Source organism: Paraburkholderia sp. Ac-20342 (genome assembly GCF_017104985.1).
GTDB lineage: Bacteria > Pseudomonadota > Gammaproteobacteria > Burkholderiales > Burkholderiaceae > Paraburkholderia.
Window position 1 is genome coordinate 25556 of the sequence record NZ_JAAGPQ010000066.1, and the last position, 22949, is coordinate 48504.

Annotated in this window: 22 protein-coding genes and 1 pseudogene; 9 read left to right on the forward strand and 14 right to left on the reverse strand. The window is 64.6% G+C overall.

The genetic code is table 11. The features are described 5' to 3' along the window. Positions 1-7 precede the first annotated feature (7 nt). The 8 genes from G3N58_RS34255 to G3N58_RS23730 form a co-directional block, all read right to left on the reverse strand. Positions 8-538, reverse strand: coding sequence for a hypothetical protein (locus G3N58_RS34255; protein WP_240159142.1), 531 nt, complete (start codon positions 536-538; stop codon positions 8-10). A gap of 6 nt (positions 539-544) precedes the next feature. After that, on the reverse strand, positions 545-1795 hold the full coding sequence (locus G3N58_RS23700; RefSeq protein ID WP_167046190.1) for a patatin-like phospholipase family protein: 1251 nt from the start codon (positions 1793-1795) through the stop codon (positions 545-547). A gap of 9 nt (positions 1796-1804) precedes the next feature. Then, positions 1805-2587 carry a 3-hydroxybutyrate dehydrogenase gene (locus G3N58_RS23705; RefSeq protein ID WP_206000356.1) on the reverse strand — a complete coding sequence of 261 codons (783 nt, stop codon included), beginning with the start codon at positions 2585-2587 and terminating at the stop codon, positions 1805-1807. Between the two features lie 49 nt (positions 2588-2636). Next, positions 2637-3416, reverse strand: coding sequence for an acetoacetate decarboxylase (locus tag G3N58_RS23710; RefSeq protein WP_167282697.1), 780 nt, complete (start codon positions 3414-3416; stop codon positions 2637-2639). 146 nt (positions 3417-3562) lie between these two features. Further along, positions 3563-4486 (reverse strand): polyphosphate kinase 2, encoded by a 924-nt coding sequence (ppk2, locus tag G3N58_RS23715; RefSeq protein ID WP_167046182.1) that lies wholly within the window; start codon positions 4484-4486, stop codon positions 3563-3565. Positions 4487-4606: 120 nt separating this feature from the next. After that, positions 4607-5182 carry a DUF1003 domain-containing protein gene (locus G3N58_RS23720; protein ID WP_240159141.1) on the reverse strand — a complete coding sequence of 192 codons (576 nt, stop codon included), beginning with the start codon at positions 5180-5182 and terminating at the stop codon, positions 4607-4609. 103 nt (positions 5183-5285) lie between these two features. Next, positions 5286-6356, reverse strand: coding sequence for a phosphate ABC transporter substrate-binding protein PstS (gene pstS, locus G3N58_RS23725; protein WP_167046178.1), 1071 nt, complete (start codon positions 6354-6356; stop codon positions 5286-5288). A gap of 111 nt (positions 6357-6467) precedes the next feature. Then, positions 6468-7952 (reverse strand): MFS transporter, encoded by a 1485-nt coding sequence (locus G3N58_RS23730; protein WP_167046175.1) that lies wholly within the window; start codon positions 7950-7952, stop codon positions 6468-6470. 538 nt (positions 7953-8490) lie between these two features. Here G3N58_RS23730 and G3N58_RS23735 point away from each other — a divergent pair. Continuing rightward, on the forward strand, positions 8491-9363 hold the full coding sequence (locus G3N58_RS23735; protein WP_206000357.1) for a glyoxalase/bleomycin resistance/dioxygenase family protein: 873 nt from the start codon (positions 8491-8493) through the stop codon (positions 9361-9363). A gap of 41 nt (positions 9364-9404) precedes the next feature. Here G3N58_RS23735 and G3N58_RS23740 read toward each other — a convergent pair whose 3' ends face one another. Then, on the reverse strand, positions 9405-10322 hold the full coding sequence (locus tag G3N58_RS23740; RefSeq protein WP_206000358.1) for a LysR substrate-binding domain-containing protein: 918 nt from the start codon (positions 10320-10322) through the stop codon (positions 9405-9407). Between the two features lie 178 nt (positions 10323-10500). Between G3N58_RS23740 and G3N58_RS23745 the strand changes: the two genes are divergently transcribed. From G3N58_RS23745 to G3N58_RS23770, 6 genes are all read left to right on the forward strand, one after another. After that, positions 10501-11847 carry an MFS transporter gene (locus G3N58_RS23745; protein WP_167046170.1) on the forward strand — a complete coding sequence of 449 codons (1347 nt, stop codon included), beginning with the start codon at positions 10501-10503 and terminating at the stop codon, positions 11845-11847. 62 nt (positions 11848-11909) lie between these two features. After that, the gene (locus tag G3N58_RS23750) at positions 11910-12650 is read left to right on the forward strand and encodes an SDR family NAD(P)-dependent oxidoreductase (RefSeq protein WP_167046167.1); all 741 of its coding nucleotides are present in this window, start codon (positions 11910-11912) and stop codon (positions 12648-12650) included. Then, the gene (locus G3N58_RS23755) at positions 12647-13492 is read left to right on the forward strand and encodes a TIM barrel protein (RefSeq protein WP_240159139.1); all 846 of its coding nucleotides are present in this window, start codon (positions 12647-12649) and stop codon (positions 13490-13492) included. The genes G3N58_RS23750 and G3N58_RS23755 overlap by 4 nt, the downstream gene beginning before the upstream one ends. A gap of 12 nt (positions 13493-13504) precedes the next feature. Further along, complete coding sequence (locus tag G3N58_RS23760; protein WP_206000359.1) at positions 13505-14392, forward strand: amidohydrolase family protein; 888 nt, start codon at positions 13505-13507, stop codon at positions 14390-14392. A gap of 27 nt (positions 14393-14419) precedes the next feature. Beyond that, positions 14420-15430 carry a Gfo/Idh/MocA family oxidoreductase gene (locus G3N58_RS23765; RefSeq protein ID WP_167046158.1) on the forward strand — a complete coding sequence of 337 codons (1011 nt, stop codon included), beginning with the start codon at positions 14420-14422 and terminating at the stop codon, positions 15428-15430. Positions 15431-15604: 174 nt separating this feature from the next. Continuing rightward, the gene (locus tag G3N58_RS23770) at positions 15605-16954 is read left to right on the forward strand and encodes an MFS transporter (protein ID WP_206000360.1); all 1350 of its coding nucleotides are present in this window, start codon (positions 15605-15607) and stop codon (positions 16952-16954) included. A 132-nt stretch (positions 16955-17086) separates the two neighbouring features. Here G3N58_RS23770 and G3N58_RS23775 read toward each other — a convergent pair whose 3' ends face one another. Both G3N58_RS23775 and G3N58_RS23780 read right to left on the reverse strand, forming a co-directional pair. Then, positions 17087-18073 (reverse strand): sulfonate ABC transporter substrate-binding protein, encoded by a 987-nt coding sequence (locus tag G3N58_RS23775; RefSeq protein ID WP_206000361.1) that lies wholly within the window; start codon positions 18071-18073, stop codon positions 17087-17089. Between the two features lie 29 nt (positions 18074-18102). Beyond that, a complete protein-coding gene (locus tag G3N58_RS23780) occupies positions 18103-18942 on the reverse strand; it encodes a MetQ/NlpA family lipoprotein (RefSeq protein ID WP_206000362.1) in 840 nt (279 codons plus the stop codon). Between the two features lie 229 nt (positions 18943-19171). On the opposite strand from G3N58_RS23780, the gene G3N58_RS23785 reads away from it, so the two are divergent. Together G3N58_RS23785 and G3N58_RS23790 are read left to right on the forward strand one after the other, a co-directional pair. After that, positions 19172-19852 carry a protein-L-isoaspartate(D-aspartate) O-methyltransferase gene (locus tag G3N58_RS23785; protein ID WP_206000363.1) on the forward strand — a complete coding sequence of 227 codons (681 nt, stop codon included), beginning with the start codon at positions 19172-19174 and terminating at the stop codon, positions 19850-19852. Between the two features lie 173 nt (positions 19853-20025). After that, positions 20026-20385: a hypothetical protein gene (locus G3N58_RS23790; protein WP_206000364.1), complete on the forward strand. Its 360-nt coding sequence runs from the start codon at positions 20026-20028 to the stop codon at positions 20383-20385. Between the two features lie 85 nt (positions 20386-20470). On the opposite strand, the gene G3N58_RS23795 is transcribed toward G3N58_RS23790, so the two are convergent. The 3 genes and pseudogenes from G3N58_RS23795 to G3N58_RS34260 form a co-directional block, all read right to left on the reverse strand. Next, positions 20471-21451 carry an amidohydrolase family protein gene (locus G3N58_RS23795; RefSeq protein WP_206000365.1) on the reverse strand — a complete coding sequence of 327 codons (981 nt, stop codon included), beginning with the start codon at positions 21449-21451 and terminating at the stop codon, positions 20471-20473. A gap of 82 nt (positions 21452-21533) precedes the next feature. Next, positions 21534-22817, reverse strand: a complete 1284-nt coding sequence (locus G3N58_RS23800) for an MFS transporter (protein ID WP_346778290.1) — start codon at positions 22815-22817, stop codon at positions 21534-21536. Between the two features lie 15 nt (positions 22818-22832). Then, positions 22833-22949: pseudogene (locus G3N58_RS34260) on the reverse strand (IS5/IS1182 family transposase); the annotation flags it as partial.

The following is a 22949-nucleotide window of genomic DNA, read 5'->3' on the forward strand; positions in this document are numbered from 1 at the left end:
TCCGCCGTCAGAGATCGGCGCTCGACAGCGTGATCCGTTCACCGGTGATCGGCAGTACTTTCTGCTCGACGGCCTGCAAAAGCCGGCGCTTGCCGAGTTCGAACGCGAGCATCAATTGCTTCGGCGTCTCGTTCGCCGCGCCGAGTTTTTCGCGGACCGTTTCGGCAGGGAGCGCGAAGGCGCAGTATCCCCAACCGAAGGCGTAGGCCGAAAACCAGAGTGTCGCGTCGCCGGAAAGTTGGGGGGCCGTCAGGTTCATCAGGGGTGGGTTCATGGCTGTCGCTCGCCTGGCCGATGGGAATAGTGCGTGATTCTCGCATAGCCGATTGACGTGGACCGTTTTCATGGAACGGCCCACCGGCTCATCTCCAGTTATCCTGACTGTTGGGCTGGCTTCGAAGCGTGGCCCGCGATCGCCCTGGCTTGGGCGATCGCGGCCCGAAGTGACGCTGACGTCGAAGCGAATGTCAAAGCGGATATCGAAGCGTCCGCGACCGGCTGCCGCAGCACCGGTCTTGCCGCCGACGCCTCGCGCCAACTCCGCTCAGGCCGCGTCCTTTCTTTCCGTATGCAGCACCAGTTCAGGCACGCTTCGTTCGGATTCCGGAACCGAACCGGATGGCCGATGCACATCGTGCGTCACGAAGCCCTGTTCGCGGCTCGGCACATCGAACCACTCCCGATGGGCAAACGAAGCGCGAATGTCGTCGAGACCGCTCTCCCAGTGCTCCTGCATCGTGTCCATGCTGAACTCGTAATCCTTGTAGTGACCCTCGTACGGCTTGTTCTTGTAGATGAGGTGCACCACGTTGATCGCGCTGCCGTCGGCGGCCTGTTCGGCGAGGCGGAACAGCGGGTCCGTCTTGCGTATCTCGGCCGGGACATGCGCAAGGAGTTCCTTGATGAAGCGCGCATGCTTCTGGCGCTCCGCGAGCATGCTGGTGATCGCGCGCGTGCGGCTCGAATACTGGATGTCCTTGGCGCGCTCCGACACGTCGAGGAAGTCGCCGGGCGTATTGCCGCTCGCGCTCCACAGGTCCACCTGAAAGACCAGCGTGTCCTTGTGCTCGGCATCGCGCAGCACTTCGGTCAACGGCGTGTTGGAGACGAGGCCGCCGTCCCAGTAGTACTCGCCGTCGATCTCGACGGCCGGAAATCCCGGCGGCAACGCGCCCGACGCCATGAAATGCTCCGGGGTCAGGCGCATTTTCGTGTTGTCGAAGTAGACGAGGTTGCCGGTCCGCACGTTCACCGCACCCACCGAGACGCGAATCTCGCCGTCGTTGATCCGGTCGAAATCGGCGAACTGCAACAGCGTTTTCTTCAATTCGGCGGTGTGGTAGTAGCTGACCCCGCTCGGGCTTTTCTTTTCGAATCCCGCGACGGGCAAGGGGAAGCGCGGCGCGAAAAAGCCGGGCTGGCCCTCGGTCAGCGCCCGGCCCGCGGCCCAGATGCTGGCCCATTTGCGCGACAGGTCCTGTAACCCGATGCGGGGTAGCGCCCAACTGCCGAGGCCGCCGAGCCAGTCCGCCGGATGGCAGATCGAATTCCAGAAGCCGCGCAACGCTTCGACGCGGTGTTCCGGCGCGTTGCCGGCGATGATCGCCGTGTTGAGCGCGCCGATCGACACGCCGGCGATCCAGTCGGGATGGACGCCCGCCTGCATCAGGCCTTCGTAGACGCCGGCCTGGTAGGAGCCGAGCGCGCCGCCGCCTTGCAGCACCAGGGCGATTTCGTCGTAGCGCGGCAGCGGGAACACCTCCGGCTGCACGCCGATTTTTCTTGTACCGGTCATACGTACCCCTTATCGCATCGACCAGCCGTGGCTGACGATCACCGACTGACCGGTGAGCGCCGACGACTCGAAGCTCGCGAGGAACGCTACCGTATTGGCGACGTCCTCGACCGTGGTGAATTCACCGTCGACGGTTTCCCTGAGCATGACGTTCTTCACGACGTCGGCTTCGGGGATGCCGAGCTCTCTCGCCTGCTCGGGAATCTGCTTGTCGACGAGCGGCGTGCGCACGAAGCCGGGGCACACGACATTCGCCCGTACGCCGCGCGGGCCGCCTTCTTTCGCCACGACGCGGGCGAGCCCGAGCAAGCCGTGCTTGGCTGTCACATAGGCCGACTTCAGCTTCGACGCTTCATGCGAGTGCACCGAGCCCATATACACGATCGAACCGCCGTTGCCGCTCGCGTACATGTGCCGGATCGCGGCCTTCGTGGTGAGAAAGGCGCCATCGAGATGGATCGCCAGCATCTTCTTCCAGTCGGCGAACGCATAGTCTTCGATGGGCGCGACGATCTGGATGCCGGCGTTGGACACCAGCACGTCGAGACTGCCCAGTTCCTGCACCGCACGCTCCACCCCGTCATTGACCGCTGCTTCGCTGGTGACGTCCATCGCCACGGCCAGCGCCTTGCCGCCCGTGGCGACGATGCTGGCGACCACCTTCTGGGCGTTGTCGAGATTGAGGTCGGCGATCACGACCGCCGCGCCGAGACTCGCGAGCCTGTAGGCGCATTGTTCGCCGATACCGCTTGCCGCGCCGGTCACGAGCGCGACTTTATTGTTCAATGACATATCGTTTTCCTTCTTGTTGATCTTCTTGATCTTGTTGATTCACGAAGCGTTACAGATTGGCCGCGAGCTTCACGCTCTCCACGGGAACCAGATAATCGAGCGCGACCTCGCCGATATCGAGCGTGAGATTGGCGATGACATGCCGCGCGCCGACCACGCGCTTCACCGGCAGATCGGCCACGGGCGCCAACGCATGCGGATGCAGTTCGAGCGCAGCCGGACCCGACCACGCGCCGAGCACGCTCACGTCGCGCAGGAAGAAGCGCACGAGCTCGCACACGCGCGGCGAACCGTCGACGTGCGGAATCACTTTCAGCAGATAGTTCGGCGTGTCCGCGAGCTTTTTGCGTTCGACCTCGACGTCGAGCGGCACGTGCTTGAAGCCCATCGTGCCGGTAGCGACGCGCTGGGTGCCGTAGTCGAGCGTGCCGAGCAGCGTGTCGTTGCCGTCGACGCCGAGCGTCGGCCTCGCCAGCTTCTTCGGAAAGCCCCAGATTTCGCGGCCACCGGCAATCGGGCCTTCGTCGTCGAGGTACATCGAATGGGTGTAGTTGCCGATATGCCCGTGCTGGTCGCGCACCGAGATGACCTGGCCGCTTTCGGTGTAGTCGCCGAAGCCCGACGAATCCGGCATGCGGATGAATTCGTAATGCACGAGATTGTTCTCGGGATGCAGCGGCTCCGGAACCACGGCGCGCAGCGCGTCGGGGTCCGTCTCATAGGAAATGATGAAGTATTCGCGATTGATGAAGCGATACGGCGGCCGCGGATAAGCGGGGTTATGAACGGGCATCGCAAAGGCGTTTTTGTGGATCGAGGCGAGGTCCATGGGAATCCTTATGAATGGCGGATGATGGATGAGGGGCAGGAGGCGAGCGGCAGCCTCGTGAAAGGCCGCGCTGCAAGAGAGCCTGACAGATCGTGCAGAACCGGCGCATACCGCGCCATCAACGGGCGCGGTATGGCGACTACCGTTCAGTACATGTTCGGCACGTACATCTCGGGGGGAACCGGGTGGCGAATGTAGTCCTCGTGATGGACGCGCGCGGGCAGATCGATGGCCGCGTGCTCGGTCTCGAGATACGGCACCTGGTTCAGCAGATGGTGCATGCAGTTCAGGCGCGCGCTCTTCTTGTCGTTGGCGTCGACTACCCACCACGGCGACTCGGGGATATGCGAGCGTTCGAGCATGACTTCCTTCGCGTGCGTATATGCTTCCCAGCGACGGCGGCTTTCGAGGTCCATCGGGCTGAGCTTCCATTGCTTGAGCGGATCGGTAATGCGGGCCTGGAAGCGCATTTCCTGTTCGTCGTCCGTGACCGAGAACCAGTACTTGAGGATCTGGATGCCGCTGCGCTGGAGCATCCGTTCGAACTCGGGCACCGAGCGGAAAAACTCCTCGTATTCCTCGTCCGTGCAGAAACCCATCACGCGTTCGACGCCGGCGCGGTTATACCAGCTGCGATCGAACAGCACGATTTCGCCGGCGGCCGGCAGATGCGCGACGTAGCGCTGGAAATACCACTGGGTACGCTCGCGGCTCGTCGGCGCGGGCAGGGCGGCGATGCGGCACACGCGCGGATTGAGGCGCTGCGTGATGCGCTTGATCGCGCCGCCTTTGCCGGCCGCGTCCCGTCCCTCGAAGACCACGACGAGGCGGTGCCCCGTCTTGACGACCCAGTCCTGGAGCTTGACCAGTTCGCCCTGCAGGCGGAACAGTTCGCGGAAATAATGCCGCCGGCTCGTGCGCGCTGCGTCGTCGGACGTGCCGGGTACGCCGAAGCGCTGGTCGTCGAGTTCCATCTCCAGCTCTTCGTCCCAGCTGTCGATCAGGTCGGCCTGAAGGCGCTGATGCAGTGTTGCGTCGGCGTTCGTGGGGTTCGTGTCATGCTCGCTCATCGATAGGGCTCCTGTCGGTCGATGCAATCTGTTCGCGGAAATGAAGCGTTCTGTTCCGCGGTTCGTCGGGTGTCGAATACGTGGGGGCTATCTGCTACGGTTCGGTCGATCTCGCGCAGCCTAGTGATCGGACTTCGTGACGGGCGACAATTTCGCGTGCAGCTCGACCGTGAGCGCCTCGATGCGTTCGCTCAACTGCTTGGTCAGCGTGGTGAGTGCCGTGTTCTGCTCCAGCAGCGCGACCAGTTGCGCGGTCTGCTGCGCCATCGCTTCCTGGCGCTGCGAACTCGCTTGCGCCAACGCTTCGCGGTGCAATGCATCGGCATCGGCATGCATCTTGTCGCGATCGGCCTGGCGCGTCTGCGCGAGCAGAATCAGCGGCGCCGCGTAGGCTGCCTGAAGACTGAAGGCCAGATTCAGCAGAATGAACGGATACGCGTCGAACTTGGTCCACCCGGCGAGGTTCACGATCATCCAGACCAACACGACTACCGTCTGCCCTATGAGGAAGGTCGGCGTGCCGAAGAATCGCGCGAACTGTTCGGCCTTGAGCGCGAACCAGTCGTCGCCGAACACCGAGGTCAGGTGAACGTGCGGCAGATGGAAGCGGTAGTGATGGCGCCCGGATTGCTGTTCGTTGCTGCTGTTGGCGAGGTCGTTCATCGTATCGGACAGAAAACAGAAAAGGTCCCGCATGAAGGGATGCCTGCCCGCGCGAGCGCGGGCAGGCATGAGGCGCCGTGTCGTGCAAAGGGGCTTCGAGTGGTGAGGCAGGCGCGATGCGGTGGCGGTATGGCGCTTACCTGATCGACTCGATCTGCGTGATGCTGAGCTCCCACGTATGCGGCGGCAGCGGAATGAAATGCACGGCTTCGAGATACGCCGCGTTTTCATCCGACGGTACGATCGACCATTCGAGCAGCTTGCGAATCTCGGCGGCCAGCTCGGGGCTCGGCTGCTTCGTCGACACGACCGCGTATTCGTAGTTCACGAGCGGATAGGTGCCGGCGGCCGGCGAGAACACGAGGCTCAGGCGCTCGTCAGGCGGCGTGCGCACGCCGAGCGAGGCCGCGCCGGCGGTGATCGTCGCCTTCGTCGGCAGCACGAATTCGCCCGCGCCGTTCTTCAGCGCGGCGGTGCCGAGCCCGGCTGCGGCGATGTCCTTCGCGTAGCTCACGCCGATATAGCCGACCGAATACGGCGTCGTCTTCAGGGCGTTGACCATGCCGGCGTTGCCGGTTGCGGCAACCGCGCCCGATACCGTCGGCCAGTCGACCGTGGTGCCGTAGCCGAGCGAGTTTTCCCATGAGGGCGTCGAGAACGTCAGGAACTGCGTGAAGACGAACGTATCGCCCGAGCCGTCGCCGCGGCGCACCGGCACGATCTCGTGATGCGGCAGATGCACGCCCGGATTCAGCGCGGCGATCGCCGGTGCGTCCCACTGATGGATCGCGCCGGTGTAGATGCCGGCGAGCGTGGGGCCGTCGAGCTTCAGATGCGTGTCGTTGAGGCCCGGCAGGTTGTAGTTGACCGTCTGCGCGGCGATCGCGAGCGGCACGTTGATGATCTGCGGATGCTTCATCGCGTCGGCGTCGGACATGTAGGCGTCCGAGGCGCCGATGTTGACCTTGCCGGCGATCGCCTGCTCGATCCCGGCCGCGGAGCCGGTCGCGCCGACGCTGATGCGCACGCCCGGATGCGTTTTCGCGTAGGCCTCGCTCCAGGTCGAAAAGAGCGGTGCGAGCAGCGTCGAGCCGGTCTCGGTCAGCGTCACCTGCTGCGCGTGCGCGGCGGGCATCGCGGCGGCGAGCGCCATGGCGAGGCAGGCCGTCATGCGCGCGACGGTTTGGTTGCGTTGTGCTGCGCTCATCGTGTCCTCTGTCGTGTATCGAAGCGCGCTGGCCGCGTCGGGCCAGCGCGGGTGTTCGTGATGGTATGAGGCTGCTTGTCGACCGCTTTACTGGCCGACGGGTTGGCCCATTTACTGGCCGATGCGGTCGAGGTTCACGCCGGTCGTCTCGATCCGGAAGATCCACGTGACGACCGCGCCGAACAGCGAGGTCACGACGAGGCAGTACAGCAGCGTGCTGGTGCCGATCGTGGCGAGCAGGATCGGGAACAGGAACGCGGTCATGATCGCGCCGACCTTGCCGACCGCCGCTGCGAAGCCCGCGCCCGCGCCGCGAATCCGGGTCGGGAAGACTTCGCCCGCGAGCAGATAGGTCTGCGCGTTCGGGCCGATGTTGGTCATGAAGTTGAACAGCATGAAGCCCGCGAAGATCAGCGTCGTCTTGGTGTTGCCGTCGAAGCTGCCGGACAGCGCGGCGACGAACAGGCCCGCCGCGCAGCCGATGAAGCCGAAGACCTGCAGCTTCACGCGGCCGACCTTGTCGGCGAGCATCACGGCGAACAGAATCCCGACGATCAGCAGCGTGGTGGTCAGCGCCGCGCCCTTCGCGGCGAGAATGTCGTTCATGATCAGATCGCTGATGCTGCGCACGTGGTCGGGCTTGCTGCCGAGCGCGATCGCGAGGATCGTCGGCGTGAAGATGCCGATCCCGTAGGTGCCGAGATCCTGCAGGAACCACGGCGCCGACGAGAAGATCGTCGCGCGCAGGTTCTGCTTCGAGAACAGCGTGAGGAACGACTTCGAATCGCCGTGGCTTTCGGCGCTTTCCGCTTCGCGCGGCAGCTCGATGTGCGTGGGGTATTGCGGCTGGCGATCGAGCAGCCGGCGCGCGGCCTGCTCGGCTTCTTCGACGTCGCCGCGCACGTGCAGCCAGCTCGGGCTCTCGGTGATGAAGAAGCGGCCGAGCGTGACGATCACCGCCGGGATGATAGCGGTCGCGTACATCCAGCGCCATGCCTCGATCGTCGGCAGGATCGACAGCACGAGATAGCCGACCGCGGTGCCGCCGAGCGCGCCGAGCGCCTGGAAGCCGAACGCGCCGAGCACGAGTTTGCCGCGGCTCGCGCTCGGAATGCTCTCGGAGATGATCATGTGCGCGGTCGGGTAGTCGCAGCCGAGCGCGACGCCGAGCCCGAACAGACAGACCACGAGCGAGATGAAATTGGCGCAAACGGTCAGCAGCACGAGGAATACGCAAAACAGGATCATCTCGATGATGAACATGCGTTTGCGGCCGAAGTAATCGGACATGCCGCCGAGCGCCAGCGCGCCGACCAGGATGCCGACGAGGCTCGCGGCGGAGACGAGGCCGTTCTGCGCCGCGCCGATGCCGAACTCGCGCGAGATCAGCGGCAAGGCGACGCCCGTCATGAACACCACGAAGCCTTCGAAGAACTTGCCGGCCGCGGCGAGCGACCAGATGCGCCATTGCATCGCCGTCATCGGCGTGGAGGTCAGGCGGGTGCCGTCGGGCCAGATCGGACATTCGTCGATATAGTCCTGAACCGACTTCGTGGTGACACGCCCCAGGGAAGATGCGGCTACCGTTTGTTCCATGTTGGTCATTCCTTTGCAATCAAGGTTTTATTGCCTCGGTTCCGCGCTTGTGCGTGGCCTTTACCAGTCCCGCGCCTTCATTCTAGAAATGGATTCGTGTCGAGCCTGTGACATTCATTTACATGCAACGCGTAGATCAGGATCGTAAGGAATACGGTGAATAAATACTTGCTTCGACAATTGCGAATGCTTGCAAAAACCTTATCCATGCCGGCGTAAAACGCCCGATATGTTTGTTCTAATGTCTGACAGGGAACAGGCCTGGCGTGCCGTGAGCAGGGCAATTCGGAGAGATGGAACGTCCGTTCGACGACATCGGGATAATGTTTTCATCGTCGAATAACGGGCAGATGAAAATAAATAGCAGTTCGTATGAATCGGCTTTCAAGCGAAAGAATACGTGGGCGGATTCTCATGTCCCGAAACCCGGTCTTCGATATTGCCCGGACGCGTCCAATTCGGTGCCGGGCAATGCTGAGGCATAATTTCCCGCATGTTTCCCGTCATAGACTCGTTCAACAATCGCAAGGCCGATCTCATGGAACACTCCTACGCGCACGACGACACCGGTAATCTGATCCTGCTCGAACACATTAATCTGACGATTCCCGACCAGGTGCTCGCGACGGCGTTTTACGTCAGCGGACTCGGCCTTACGCGCGATCCGTTCCTGATGACCGGCGTGAACAACATGTGGATCAACATCGGCCGCTCGCAGATCCACCTGCCGCAGGGCAAGGCACAGCGCCTGCGCGGCAGTGTCGGCCTCGTGGTCGGCGAACTCGACGCGCTGCTGGCGCGTCTGCAAGCGGTCAAGCCGCTGCTCGCCGGCACCGGGTTCGGCTGGACGGAGCGCGCGGGCTGCATCGACGTGACCTGTCCCTGGGGAAATCGCTACGAGTGTCTCGACCCGCATAGCCGGCCCGCCGACGCGCCGTGGTCGCAAATCGATCTCGGCATGGCATACGTGAAGCTCGACGTGCCCGTTGGCAGCGCGCAAGCCATCGCGCGTTTCTATGCGGACGTCTTCCATGCGAACGTCGCCACGCGGGAGCAGGGCGGCTCGCCCTGCGCGGTGATCGACGTGGGAACGCATCAGCAACTGCTGTATGTGGAAACGTCCGGGCCGATTCCGCCTTACGACGGGCATCACATCGCCGTTTACGCCGCGCGCTTTGCCGAGCCCCATGCGCGCCTCGTCGAGTACGGCACGGCTTACGGAGAAGAGCCGCACCAGTACCGGTTCGCCGAGATCGTCGATCCGTCGTCGAAAGCGCGTTGCTTCGAACTCGAACACGAGGTGCGGAGCCTGCATCATCCGCTGTATGCGCGGCCGCTCGTGAACCGCAATCCGGAGCAGACGAACCGCGACTACCGCAAGGGCGCCGATGCACGCAGCGGCGTGTTTTGAGCGGGCGCAACCGTGCGCCCGTGTGCCTGTGATAGGCCGCGCTAGGCCATGTCGTCCGGCATGCTGCCGATCTGCCGCCCCAGTTGCTCGGCGCGCCGGTAGATAGCCTGCATCAGCAGCATCGCGTTGCGGGTCGGCGGCGAGAATTTCGAATAGACGAAGGTCGAGGTCATTTCGAGGTTTTCGGTCAGCGGCCGCACGATGCAATCGCCCTCGGCGGCCGCGAATTCGTCGACGATCGCGAGCCCGAGGCCGCCGCGCACGAGCGCCAGCGCCTGATCGGCGCGCGTCACGTCGACCACCGAGGTCAGTTCGACGTCGGCATGCTGGCAGCCCCGCACGATGGTCGTGCCGAACGGAATGTCGCGCCTGAAGAGAATCATCGGCTCGGCGGTCAGGTCGGCGAGCGCAATGCTGCTGCGTTCCGCGAGCGGATGGCCGGGCGGCAGCACGCAGACCATGCGCCCGCGCATGAACGGCACGACGTCGAGATGCTCGTGCTCGATCGGCATCGAGGTGACCGCGACGTCCACGGTCTTGCTCAGCACTTCGAGCGGCATTTCGGCCATCAGCGTCGTGTGCCAGTCGACCCGCAAGCCCGGCAGCTTGCGCTTCAGCTCGACGATGGCCGGCGCGACGATCGCGGTCGCGAGCGACGGGCTGCACGCGACGCGCAACAGGCTCGCCGGGCCGAGCGCGAGCGCGCGCGCGAATTCGTCGACGCGCAGCGCCGACTGATAGACCTGCTCGACCTCGCGAAACAGCGCCTGCGCCTCGGCCGTCGGAATCAGCCGGCCCTTCGTGCGCTCGAACAGACGCAAGCCCAGCGTGGTTTCGGTGTGCGACACGAGCTTGCTTACGGCCGGCTGCGAGACGTACAGCATTCTCGCGGCCGCATTGATCGAGCCCGTGAGCATCACGGCGCGAAATACCTCCATTTGCCGCAGCTTGAAGCGCATCCTTCCTCCTCCCGCGAATCCCGCGCGCGGGGCGATTAACCAAAAGTTATAGGATAGCTGAAACTCGGCATACGACAGCAGGCCGGTTACTCCCTACTATCTCCCTCGAAGACCGCACGCCGGTTGCGCGGAAGCGCCCGAAGCCGGCGGCGCCGCAGAAATCAACGATGGAGACACGATGAATCCGACCCCGACACCGCCGACGTTTTCCGCGAGCGCCGGTGCCGCCGTGCCGGCCTCCGCACGCACGCGGGCGCGCTTCGGCATCCTCGCGCTGCTCGCGATCGGCACGATGATCAACTATCTCGATCGCAGCGTCGCGGGCATTGCCGCCCCCAGCATGAGCCACGAGCTGGGCCTGACGCCCGCGCTGATGGGCGTGATCTTCTCCGCTTTTTCCTGGACCTATACCGCCGCGCAGATTCCGGGCGGCGTGCTGCTCGACCGGGTCGGCACGCGCTGGACCTATTTCTTCGCGCTGACGCTGTGGTCGCTGTTCACGGGGTTTCAGGGGCTCGCGGCCGGCTTCGTGTCGCTGCTCATCATGCGGCTTCTGATCGGCGCGGCCGAGGCGCCGTGCTTTCCGACCAACAGCCGGGTGGTCGCGGTCTGGTTTCCGCAGAGCGAACGGGCGCGCGCGACGGGCGTCTACACGTTCGCCGAGTATGTCGGCCTTGCGTTTCTGAGCCCGCTGCTGTTCTGGCTCGAACAGCGCTACGGATGGCGCGCGCTGTTCGGCATGGTCGGCGCCGTGGGCGTGGCGTTCGGCGCGGTGTGGCTGCTGCGCTTTCGCGAGCCGCATGAGTCGAAGGCGGCGAACCGCGCCGAACTCGATTACATCGCGGACGGCGGCGGCGTGGTCGACGGCAGCCGCGAGACGATGCAGTTTCGCTGGTCCGACATCGGCGCGCTGCTGCGCCGCCGCAGCATGCTCGGCATCTGTATCGGCCAGTTCGCCTGTAATTCGACCAACGTGTTCTTTCTCACGTGGTTTCCGACCTATCTCGCCACCGAGCGTCACATGCCGTGGCTCAAGGTCGGCATGGTCGCGGTGCTGCCGTTCATCGCCGCCTCGGTCGGCACGCTGAGCGGCGGCTGGATTTCCGACGCGATGCTGCGCCGCGGCATCTCGCTGAACTGGTCGCGCAAGCTGCCGGTGATTACCGGGCTGCTGGCCGCCTCGAGCATTGCGCTCGCCAACTATGTCGATTCGACCGCGGCCGTGATCGCGATCCTGTGCGTCGCGTACTTCGCGCAGGGCATGTCGGCGCTCGCCTGGATGATCGTCTCCGACATCGCGCCGAAGGGTCTGCTCGGTCTGAGCGGCGGCATCTTCAACCTGTTCGCGAACGCGGCCGGCATCGTCACGCCGCTCGTGATCGGGCTGATCGTCAACGCAACCGGCTCGTTCGTCTACGCGCTCGCCTTCATTTCGGCGGTCACGCTGATCGGTGCGCTGTCCTACGTATTCGTGGTCGGCGACATCAAGCGGATCGTGCTGAAGAGCACGGCGGCCCCGGTGTGAACCTCCGCGGTGTGAATTCTTCTCCCCGAACTCTTGTGCAACCTCAAAAGGAAACGTTCTCCATGAGCCACTCATTCGACGGCCAGGTCGCGATCGTCACCGGCGCGGCGCGCGGCATCGGGCTTGGCATCGCACGCCAGCTGAAAGCGGACGGCGCTCGCGTCGCGATCTGGGACCTCGACGTCAGCCATTGCGACGCCGCGCAGCTCGGCTTCGAGCCGGACCATCTGCAATCCGTCGACGTGTCGTCCTACGCGTCGGTCGAGAGCGCGTTCGAGGCGACTGTCGCGGCACTGGGCCACGTCGACATTCTCGTCAACAACGCGGGCATCAACGGGCCGGTGGTGCCGAGCTGGGAGTATCCGGTGGAGACCTGGCAGCGCGTGCTCGACGTCGATCTGAACAGCGTGTTCTACGGCTGCCGCGTCGCGGTTCCGCATATGCGCGCGCGCGGCGGCGGACGCATTCTCAACGTCGCGTCGATCGCGGGCAAGGAAGGCGTGCAGTTCATCTCCGCGTATTCGGCGGCGAAGGCCGGCGTGATCGGCTTCACCAAGGCGGTCGCGAAGGAACTCGCGCGCGACAATGTGATGATTAACTGCATCGCGCCCGCGATGGTGGAAACGGAGCTGTTCCGCGAGATGTCGCCCGAGCATATCGAGGCGAGCAAGGCGAAGATTCCGCTCGGCCGTTTCCTGCAGATCGAAGAGGTCGGCCGGATGGTGAGCTGGATCGTGAGCCCCGCATGCAGCTTTACGACCGGCTTCACGTTCGATTTGACCGGCGGGAGGGCCACCTATTGAACCCCGCTCAAAACCCTGCGCGTTCGCTTGCCGTCGCGCATTTGACAGCGCTCGAGTTCGCGCCCGCGCCGTTGGTGCGGCTCGCCGCGCGCGCCGGATTCGCTGGCGTCGGCTTGCGCATGCATCCGGCCATGCCTGGCGGCATCGCGTATCCGGTGATGGCAGGCACTGACGCGCATCGCGAGCTGCGCGACGCGCTGGCGGGCGAGGGCGTCACCGTGTGCGACGTCGAATTCATTCCGCTCGTGCCGACGCTCGATGCCGCCTCGTTCGCGCCGTTGTTCGAAGCGGCCGCCGGGCTCGGCGCGCGCTGCGTGAGCGTGTCCGGCGACGATCCCGACGCGGCGCGGCTCGCCGCGAATCTGGCCGCGCTCGCCGAACTCGCGCAACCGTTCGGATTACGGATCGATCTGGAATTCATGCGCTGGCGCCATGTCGGCACGCTCGCCCAGGCGCGCGCGGCGCTCGAACGCGCCGCGCATCCGAATCTCGGGCTGGTGATCGACGCGCTGCATCTGTCGCGCGCGGGCAGCACGCCGGACGATGTCGCCGCGCTGCCGCCGCAGTCGGTCGGCTTCGTGCAGTTGTGCGATGCGCCCGCCACGCTGCCGGCCAACGACGACGAAGCGATTCTCGAAGCGCGTACCGCGCGGCTTGCGCCCGGCGACGGCGCGCTGCCGCTCGAAGCGCTCTTGCGCGCGGTGCCGCCGCAGGTGGCGTTGAGCGTCGAGATGCCGATGCCGGCGCTGGATGCCGAAGCGCGCCTCGAACTGGCCTATCGCGGCGCGCGCCGCGTCGTCGAGCGCGCGGCCGCGGCGGCGGGATCGGCGCCGGCCGTCTGAGTGGAGCAGCCCATGAGCCTATTCGACGAAGACAAGATCGACTGCCATTGCCACGTGTTCGATCCGATCCGCTTTCCGTATCGCGACGACACCCCGTATCGGCCCGCGCAGCAGGAAATCGGCACCACGGCGCAGTTCGTGCGCGTGATGGATGCGTATGGCGTGCGCCACGCGCTGCTGGTCGGTCCGACGAGCGGCTATCGGACCGACAACCGCTGCCTGCTCGACGCGCTCGAAACCTATCCGGCGCGCTTTCGCGGCATTGCGGTGGTCGACAACGACATCAGCCGCGGCGAGCTTGCCGCGTTGCGCCGCGCGGGCGTGGTGGGCGTTGCGTTCAATCCGGCGATGGAAGGCATCGAGCTCGTGCGCGAAGCGGGCGCGCTCTTTGGTATGCTCGCCGACCTCGGCATGGTCGCGCAGATTCAGGTCGCGGGCGACCAGATGGCCGAGCTTGGCCCTTGGCTCGCCAGCCAGCCGGCCGCGCTCGCCGTCGATCATTGCGGCCGGCCGAACAGCGTGGACGGCGTGGCCCAGGCCGGCTTCGACGCCTTGCTGCGTCTCGCCGATAGCGGCCGCGCGTGCGTGAAGCTGTCGGGCTGGCAGAAGTACTCGCGTACCGCGCATCCGTACGAGGACACCCGGCCCTATGCGCAGGCGCTGTTGCGCGCGTTCGGTCCCGAGCATTGCGTGTGGGGGTCCGACTGGCCGTTCCTGCGCGCGCCGGAGCGGCTCGATTATGGTCCGCTGCTGACGCTGTTCGAGACGATCGTGCCCGATGCCGACGTGCGGCGGCAAATCCAGTGGGACACGCCGCGCCGGCTGTTCGGTTTCGACGAAGCGCATGGCGGGGAGCCTGCCTCGTCGCCGCGCGCCCGTGTCGAATCTCTTGCTTCCTAACCTGTTTCCCGGGATTTTCTGAACACCATGGACACTATCAAACCTCTGCGTTTCGGCGTGCTTGGCGCCGCAAAAATCGCGCGCTCGTTTATCGCCGGTGTCGCGTCTTCGCCGCTCATCGACGTGGTGGCGGTCGCGAGCCGCGATCTCGAGAAGGCCAGACAGTTTGCGAGCGAAGTCGGCGTGCCGCGCGCGCACGGCTCGTACGAAGCCTTGCTCGCCGATCCTGACATCGAGGCGATTTACGTGCCGCTGCCGAACACGATGCACGCCGAGTGGGTCATCAAGGCGCTCGATGCCGGCAAGCACGTGCTGTGCGAAAAGCCGATCGCGATCTCGAAGGACGAGACCGTCGCGATGTTCGAGGCCGCGCGCCGTAACGGCCGGTTTCTCGCCGAGGCCTATCCGTACCGCGCGCAGGAGCAGACGCTCGCGCTGCGTCGCCTGCTCGACGAAGGCGCGATCGGCCGCGTGCAGACCGTGTTCGCGTGCTTCGGCGTCAAGTTCAGCGATCCGGCCAATATCCGCCTCGACCCCGAGCGCGGCGGCGGCGCGTTGCTCGACGCGGGCAGCTACGCGATGAGCATGGTGCGCATGGTGGCCGGCGAAAAGCCCACGCGCGTGAACGCGGTGGCGCGCTGGTCGGACACGAAAGTGGACCTCACCGTGATCGCGAACCTCGAATTTCCGAGCGGCCTGCTCGCGCAGATCGCGTGCAGCTTCAACACGGCCTACCACCGCCACGCGCTGATCTCCGGCACCGACGGCATTCTCGAGACGACCTTCCTCAACAGCCCGCCCGATGCGGGGTTGCCCGAAATCCATCTGCGCCGCGGCGTGCCCGCGACGACGCCGCGCGAAACGATCAGCGTGGCGGGCGGCAACGGCTTCCTCGCCGAGGCGGAAAGCTATGCGCGCGCAGTTGCGCTTGGAGCCGAGCACTGGAACGGCAGCAGCGAGCAGGAGTCGATCGATACGATCGCGACGCTCGAAGCGATTGCGCGCAGCATTCGTTCGGGCAACTGGGAAAACGTCTGAACGGCTGCGTTGATCGCGGCTTTTCCCGGTTCATCGTGACGTATGAAGGCAGGGCGCGCCACGCGGCGTGCCGGGTAACCGCGAGCCGAGGCGGGATGTCGCGCATCGGCTCGCGAGCATGACAGACGCAAAGACGCATCGACAACATTTGCGCTTTCCATATCGGAGACAAAGATGAAGCCTGACACAACGCTTTCTTCACCCGCGGACCTGGCGCTTGCGCCGGCACGCCGCTCGCGAGCCCGCTTCGCGATTCTCGCGCTGCTCGCGATCGGCACCGTCATCAACTACCTCGATCGCACGGTGCTCGGCATCGCCGCGCCGAGCCTCACGAAGGAACTTGGCCTGTCGGCCGGCGTGATGGGCATCGTGTTCTCCGCTTTCTCGTGGACCTACACGCTCTCGCAGATTCCAGCCGGCCTGCTGCTCGACCGCATCGGCGCGAAAAAGACCTATTTCCTCGCGGTCTCGGGCTGGTCGGCCTTCATCATCCTGAACGGACTCTCAGGAGGACTGATTTCGCTGATGATCTATCGCCTCGGACTCGGCGTAGCGGAATCGCCCTGCTTCTCCGCGAATAGCCGCGTGGTGGGCCACTGGTTTCCGCAGCGCGAACGCGCGCGGGCGACGAGCATCTATCAGGTGGGGCAGTACATCGGCCTTGCCGTGTTCAGCCCGCTGCTGTTCTGGATCATCGAGTCATTCGGCTGGCGCGCGATGTTCGTGATCGTCGGCGCGGTCGGCCTCGCGTTCTCGGTCGTGTGGTGGCTGCGCTATCACGAGCCGCACGAGTCGCGCACGATGAACGACGCGGAGCGCGAGTACATCGGCGCGGGCGGCGGCCTGTCGATGGCTACCGACGCACAGCGGCCGTTTTCGTGGCACGACGTCGGCCGCCTGCTGCGTCGCCGTGAAATCTGGGGTGCCGCGATCGGCCAGTTCGCCGGCAACTCGACCGTGGTGTTCTTTCTCACGTGGTTTCCGACCTATCTGGTCACCGAGCGTCATATGGCGTGGCTCAAGATCGGCTTCTTCGCGATCCTGCCGTTCCTCGGCGCATCGGCCGGCGTGCTGTTCGGCGGCTGGGTGTCCGATCTGCTGCTGCGCCGTACCGGCAACGTGAACCTCTCGCGCAAGCTGCCGATCATCACCGGCCTGCTGCTGTCGGCGTGCATCGTGGTCGCGCTCTATGTGCAGAGCGATACCGCCGTGATCGCGGTGCTGTCGCTCGCGTTTTTCGGTCAGGGCATGGGCGGGCTCGGCTGGTCGATCATTCCCGATATCGCACCGAAGCGCCTGATGGGACTCACCGGTGGTATTTTCAATTTCACTGCGAACATCGCCGGCATCGTCACACCGATCGTGATCGGTGCGATCGTCTCACTGACGGGGTCGTTCTACTGGGGGCTGATGTTTATCGGCGCGGTGGCGATACTGGGCGCGGCGTCGTACATCTTCATTCTCGGCGATATCAAGCGGATCGAATTGCCAGACGATACGGCGCCGCTGAAGCGGGCGGCATGAGCGCGTCATAGTAGTCACGATCGGTGACGACAACCGCGTGCGGTGATTGCATCGACATGGCAATCACCGCACGCGGTGTTCGTGCTCACGACTCGAACTGATAGTGCGGGTTCATCTCATAGGCGCCTGCCGCTACGCGAGATTCGAAGGCGCGGCCTTCAGCACGTCGACATGTTTCGGAATCAGGCGGAGTTCGAGGAACGTATCGGCAATCTGCTGCTGCTCGCCGAGAATCGCGCGGGTAATCGGCTGCGTGCCGAACTGCTGGCGCTGCACGGCCGCGTCCACGACCGGTTTCGGCAGACCCCAGAGTTGCGCCAGTTCGCTCGCGAGTGAGTCGCGGTTCTGCTGGCCCCATTGGTCGATCTTGTCCAGTTCCTCGATCACGATGCGGATCACGTCGGGATTGTTTGCGGCGTAGCTCTGCGACGAAAAGTAATACGAGCGATTGCCGACCACGCCGTTCGCATCGGCAATCACGCGCGCGCCGAGCGATTTTTCCGCGGCCGCGAAGAACGGGTCCCAGATCACCCATGCGTCGATCGAGGCGCGCTCGAATGCGGCTCGCGCATCGGCGGGCGCGAGAAACACGGGCTTCACGTCGGCGTATTGCAGGCCATGCTGACGCAGCAACTGCACGAGAAAGTAGTGGACGTTGCTGCCCTTGTTGAGCGCGATCCGTTTGCCCTTGAGGTCCGCGACCGAGCGGATCGTCGATTGCGGCGGCACGAGCACCGCTTCGGATTGCGGACGCTTGACCGTCGCGGCGACGTACACCAGCGGCGCGCCGGCGGCCTGCGCGAAGATCGGCGGTGCTTCGCCGACGTCGCCGAAATCGATCGAGCCGACGTTCAGTGCTTCCAGTTGCACTGGACCCGCCGCGAACTCGGTCCAACTGACCGAGACGTTGAGCGGCGCGAGCCGTTTTTCGAGCGTGCCGCGCCCCTTGAGCAGAGTCAGATAACCCTTCTGATTGCCGATGCGCAAGGTGCGCGAGGTTCCCGAGGTTCCTTGTGCGAAAGCGGGTGGCGCGCTGGCGGACGATGCGGCGAGCGCCGCGGCGCCGAGCGACAGTTTCAGGAAGGCGCGACGATCGCGGGTCGTTCGTTGAGTGGACATGATGGCGAGCGGTGGAAGAAAGAGGGTGGTCAGTGCTGCGGCGCGCCGTCCCATGCCGGCAGTGTCGCGCCGCGATAGACGCTCAGAATCTCCGAGGCGACATTGGCCTGCTGATAGCTGTCCACGATAACCTTCACCCAAGGTGCGCTCGAATCTTTGGCATTGACCGCGATGAAGTTTCGATACGGATTGCCAGGCACTTTTTCCTGCGCGATGCGTTGCTGCGGAATCCGGATGCCGGCCTTGATCGCCCAGTCGGTATTGACGACGGCTGCGTCGAGATCGCCAATCGCCCGGCCCACGATGCCCGCGTCGAGTTCCTTGATACGGATGTGCTTCGGGTTGTCCGCGATGTCGCGCGCGGTCGGCAGCAGACCGACATCGGGCCGTAGCCTGATGAGCCCGTTCGCCTGCAGAAGCAGCAGCGCGCGGCCCTCGTTGCTCGGATCGTTCGGCACGCCGATTGTCGCGTTCTGCGGCAGCGCCGCGACCGATTTCACCTTGACCGAATAGAGGCCGATGGGCTGCACATAGGTGAAGCCGACCGGCACGATATCGTAGTGGCGCGCGGCGATCTGCGCATCGAGATACGGCTTGTGCTGGAATGAATTCGCGTCGAGGTCGTGCTGCGCGAGCGCTTCGTTCGGCTGCGTATAGTCGGAGAACGTCGTGACCGTCACGGTGATGCCCTGTCTGGCCGCATTGGCCGCGACCGCGCGCCATACGTCCTCGTCTTCGCCGGACATGATGCCGACGCGCACGGTCTGTCCGGCCGCGCGTGCCGGTTGCGCACCGACGATGCCGCAGACGAGAAGAACCGCGAGCAACGGAGAGAGAAAGGCGGTCTTGAGCAGGTTCGTTGTTCTCATGATCTTGCTGTTATCGAATGAAGGGAAATGAAGGTCATCAGATCGTAGAGAGGCGCCCGTGGCCGCGCAAATAATATCGAGCGCTATCGTTATCGCGGATAAGCGCAAGGCCGCGGGATGGAGCAGGGCGGTTCGCGGGACGGCCGCGCACGCGTTGCGCGCATTCCGGCGGCACGGCTTATGCTGGGTTGATGGGGCCGGTCGGCGTGGCGACCGGCAGGAGGCTGCGATGAGCGATTTCACCGAGGCGCGCGAGCGCATGGTCGAGCGGCAGATCGTGCGCCGGGGCGTGCGCGACCCCCACGTGCTGGCGGCGATGCGCAGCGTGCCGCGCGATGCGTTCGTGCTGCCGGGCTGGAGAGAATTCGCCTATGACGATTCGCCGTTGCCGATCGGCGGCGGGCAGTCGATCTCGCAGCCGTTTATCGTCGCGAGGATGCTCGAAGCGGCGGCGCTGCATCCGGGCGACCGCGTGCTCGATATCGGCACCGGCTCCGGCTATGCCGCCGCGATTGCCGCGCGGATCGTGGCGAGCGTCGATTCGATCGAACGCGACGCCGAACTGGTCGAGGCCGCTCGCGAACGCCTGGAGCGGCTCGGTTACGCGAACGTGGCGGTGCATCTCGGCGATGGCACCGCCGGCTTCGCGGCACATGCGCCTTATGACGCGATCGTCGCGGCCGCGAGCGGCCCGCACGTGCCGAAGGCGTTGCTCGCGCAGCTTGCGTGCGGTGGCCGCCTCGTGATGCCGATCGGGCGCGAGGCAGGGCGCCAGCGGCTCGTGAAGATCGTGCGCCGCAGCGAGCAGGAATACGAGGAAACTTCGTTCGACGAAGTGAGGTTCGTGCCGCTCGTCGGCGACGACGGCTGGCCCGAGCGGGGAGGGTTGACGGGGCGGCCGGAGTGGTGAGAAGGGAAGCCGCCGCGCCGGCGTCAGGCCGACGCGTTCGCGGGTCCCTTTAGAACGCGATTGAAAATGGTTGCCGGATGGCGGGCCGGATCGGCCACAATGTAAGTAATGAGGCAGCAGCGGATATCTGGCGCCTCGCTTCGATCCAATGGAAATAGAGTGACGACATGATAATGAGCCGGATCAACGCCTGGCTGCTCGGGCGCTTGCCATCGCGCAGACTCTCCGTCTCGCTATCCCTGAGCGACCAGGGTCTTACCGTGAAGCACCCGCAAGGCGAGCAGTACATTGCCTGGCAGGATATTGGCGAAGTGGTCGCCACACGGTCGGATCAATTGGTCGGGAATACTGTCTTGCTGCTGGTCGGCCTGAACGATGGCCGTACCCTGACCGTGCCTGAAGGCGATCCCGTCTGGCATGATCTGGCAATGAAGTTGCCGGCGTATCTGGCCGGCGCAAAACCCTATGAGGAATGGGCGCTGCGCTCCGCTTTTTCCGCCGAAACACCTCGCGTCGAGGTATTCCGGCGTTGATCGCAGCGCTCATATCCGGGCGGGTGTCGATCACCGTCATGCTCGCCGGGAGCATGAGCGTCTCCCGATTAACCCCTTGGCGTTTCTAGAAACCGAACACCCGCAGTGCATTGTTGCCGCGTACCGCCTCGCATTGCTCCTTCGGCAGACGCCCGGTGTTCGCAAACGCGCCGCGAATATCGTGCACCTGATGCGGCCAGTCGGTGCCGAACATCACGCGATCCGCGCCGACGACCGAGACGAGAAATTCGAGCGAGGCCGGACTGTACGTGATGCAGTCGTAGTAGATATGGCGCAGATAGTCGATCGGCTTGCGCTTCATCTGACGGCGCTGTGGAATCTCGACCTCGTTGCCCTTCTCGAAGCGGCCGGCCAGATACGGCAATGCGCCGCCCGCATGCGATGCGATGATCTTCAGGTTCGGGTACTGGTCGAAGAAGCCCTCGAAGATCATGCGCGTGATCGCGAGCGTCGTGTCGAACATGAAGCCGACGGCCCAGCTCAGATCGAACTTCGTCATGTCCATCAGTTCGGCGCCCGGCGGATCTGTCGGATGCACGAGCACCGGCAGCGCGCGCCGGTCGATCTCGGCCCAGATCGGCGCGAACATCGGATCGGTGAGGCTGCGTCCCGCCACGTTCGCGAGCACCATCACGCCGCTCGCGCCGTTATCGCAGGTACGGCGCAGTTCTTCGAGCGCGGCCTGCGGATATTCCCACGGCAACGACGTGAACCAGCGGATGCGCCCGGGGTACTTCGTTTGCGCTTCGGCAAGCGTGTCGTTCGATTCGCGCGCGGCGAGGCAGCTCGTTTCCTGATCGCCCCAATAGACGTTCGGGCAGGTCAGCGAAACGACCGAGATGTCGATGCCCGATTCGTCCATCTGACGGATACGCATGTCGAAATCGAAATGACCCTTCTGCGGAATCACGACCGGCGTGTTGCCGCGAAACACTTCCTGCTGACCGTCGGGGCGGGTCTGGATGTTGTAGGCACCGCCGCGCTGCCGCAGCAGTTCGAGCCATTTGTGCGTGAAGATGTGCGTGTGAACGTCGATGACAGGCATGCAAGCTCTCCGGAAAAAGAAAGGGCGTGAAGGCGCTCCATGCGCCTTCGGTTCGAGGCGAACGATTCGCGATACTGACGATCTATCGATGCGAATCGCCGTGCGGATAGGAGGGAAGCGGCGCGGGCGCGGCAAAATCGTTGCCGTCGTGCGCGTGACGGTTCAGCATGAACGCGCCGATCAGGCCGAGCGCGAAGAACATCGCGCAGAAATGCGCAGGCATCATGTTGTTGCCGCTCACATGCAGCAGCCATGTGAGCACGAGCGGCGACAGGCCGCCGAACAGCGCCGCGCCGATGTTGTACGAGATCGCGAGTCCGGTCGAGCGGACTTCGGTCGGAAAGAGGCCGGCGAGCGCGGTTGGAATCGGCGCGTTCGAGGCACCGATCAGCAAGGCGAAGCTCAGTTCGACCGTGAGAATCGACGCCATCGACGGCGCGTTGACGATCCAGTAGTAGGCGGGATACAGCACGACGAGAAACAGCACGAGCGAGACGCGGATCATGCGCGCGCCGCCGATGCGGTCGGCGAGATGGCCGAACACCGGAATCATCACGACGCGCAGCAGCACGCTCGCGAGCAGCACGGTGAACGGCAGCGTCACCGGCATATGCAGATTCTGCACCGCGTAAATCGGCAGATACGTGATGATGACGTACGACATGACGTTGAGCGCGGCGCTCAATGCGAGCGCGACGAACAGCTCGCGCGGATAGTGCGTCAGCACGCGCGAGAACGGCACCTTCGCGCGCTGGCCGAGCTTCTCGAACGCTTCCGTTTCGGGCAGATTGCGGCGGATATAGAAACCGACCGGACCGATCAGCAGACCGAGTAGAAACGGCAGGCGCCACGCCCACGATTCGAGCGCCTCATGCGTGAACAGATGCGTGAGCGCGCTGCCCATCGCGACCGCGAGCAGCGCACCGAGCGCCTGCGCGAACATCTGCCAACTGCCATAGAGATTGCGGCGCGTCGGCGGCGCGTACTCGATCAGCATCGCGGTGGCAGTGCCGAATTCGCCGCCGGCCGACACGCCTTGCAGCAGACGCGCGCACAGCACGATCGCCGGCGCGATCAGGCCAATCTGCTGGAAGCCCGGCGTGAGGGCGATCATTGCGGCGGAGAGAGTCATCAGGGCGATCACGAGCGTCAGGCCGGCCTTGCGTCCTTTGCGGTCGGCATACATGCCGAGCAGAATCCCGCCGAGCGGACGCACGACGAAGCCCGCGCCGAACGTCGCGGTCGTGAGCATCAAGGCGGCGTATTCGCTGTCGCTCGGAAAGAACTGTTTGGCGATGATGATCGACAGAAAGCCGAACACCACGAAGTCGTACCACTCGAGCACGTTGCCGAGCGTCGATGCCACGGCGCCTAGAGCGTGTTAGGCACTTTTGTTAAGGGCTGCAAAGTGGACAAGCATAAGCACGGCGAATATGACGAAGTGCAGGCTGGCTAGGGTTTCGGGCAATCGCTCGTAGTCTCTGGCCAGTCGCCGGAA

Excerpts from the sequence above, each read along its gene's own strand:
- G3N58_RS23740 (WP_206000358.1), bottom strand. The coding sequence starts at position 10,322 with ATGCGCTTCAAGCTGCGGCAAATGGAGGTATTTCGCGCCGTGATGCTC.
- G3N58_RS23775 (WP_206000361.1), bottom strand. The coding sequence starts at position 18,073 with ATGTCCACTCAACGAACGACCCGCGATCGTCGCGCCTTCCTGAAACTG.
- G3N58_RS23705 (WP_206000356.1), bottom strand. The coding sequence starts at position 2,587 with ATGTCATTGAACAATAAAGTCGCGCTCGTGACCGGCGCGGCAAGCGGT.
- G3N58_RS23730 (WP_167046175.1), bottom strand. The coding sequence starts at position 7,952 with ATGGAACAAACGGTAGCCGCATCTTCCCTGGGGCGTGTCACCACGAAG.
- G3N58_RS23710 (WP_167282697.1), bottom strand. The coding sequence starts at position 3,416 with ATGGACCTCGCCTCGATCCACAAAAACGCCTTTGCGATGCCCGTTCAT.
- G3N58_RS23700 (WP_167046190.1), bottom strand. The coding sequence starts at position 1,795 with ATGACCGGTACAAGAAAAATCGGCGTGCAGCCGGAGGTGTTCCCGCTG.
- G3N58_RS23735 (WP_206000357.1), top strand. The coding sequence starts at position 8,491 with ATGGAACACTCCTACGCGCACGACGACACCGGTAATCTGATCCTGCTC.
- G3N58_RS23795 (WP_206000365.1), bottom strand. The coding sequence starts at position 21,451 with ATGCCTGTCATCGACGTTCACACGCACATCTTCACGCACAAATGGCTC.
- G3N58_RS23780 (WP_206000362.1), bottom strand. The coding sequence starts at position 18,942 with ATGAGAACAACGAACCTGCTCAAGACCGCCTTTCTCTCTCCGTTGCTC.
- G3N58_RS23750 (WP_167046167.1), top strand. The coding sequence starts at position 11,910 with ATGAGCCACTCATTCGACGGCCAGGTCGCGATCGTCACCGGCGCGGCG.
- G3N58_RS23785 (WP_206000363.1), top strand. The coding sequence starts at position 19,172 with ATGAGCGATTTCACCGAGGCGCGCGAGCGCATGGTCGAGCGGCAGATC.
- G3N58_RS23790 (WP_206000364.1), top strand. The coding sequence starts at position 20,026 with ATGAGCCGGATCAACGCCTGGCTGCTCGGGCGCTTGCCATCGCGCAGA.
- ppk2 (WP_167046182.1), bottom strand. The coding sequence starts at position 4,486 with ATGAGCGAGCATGACACGAACCCCACGAACGCCGACGCAACACTGCAT.
- G3N58_RS23770 (WP_206000360.1), top strand. The coding sequence starts at position 15,605 with ATGAAGCCTGACACAACGCTTTCTTCACCCGCGGACCTGGCGCTTGCG.
- G3N58_RS23760 (WP_206000359.1), top strand. The coding sequence starts at position 13,505 with ATGAGCCTATTCGACGAAGACAAGATCGACTGCCATTGCCACGTGTTC.
- G3N58_RS23720 (WP_240159141.1), bottom strand. The coding sequence starts at position 5,182 with ATGCGGGACCTTTTCTGTTTTCTGTCCGATACGATGAACGACCTCGCC.
- G3N58_RS23765 (WP_167046158.1), top strand. The coding sequence starts at position 14,420 with ATGGACACTATCAAACCTCTGCGTTTCGGCGTGCTTGGCGCCGCAAAA.
- G3N58_RS23745 (WP_167046170.1), top strand. The coding sequence starts at position 10,501 with ATGAATCCGACCCCGACACCGCCGACGTTTTCCGCGAGCGCCGGTGCC.
- pstS (WP_167046178.1), bottom strand. The coding sequence starts at position 6,356 with ATGAGCGCAGCACAACGCAACCAAACCGTCGCGCGCATGACGGCCTGC.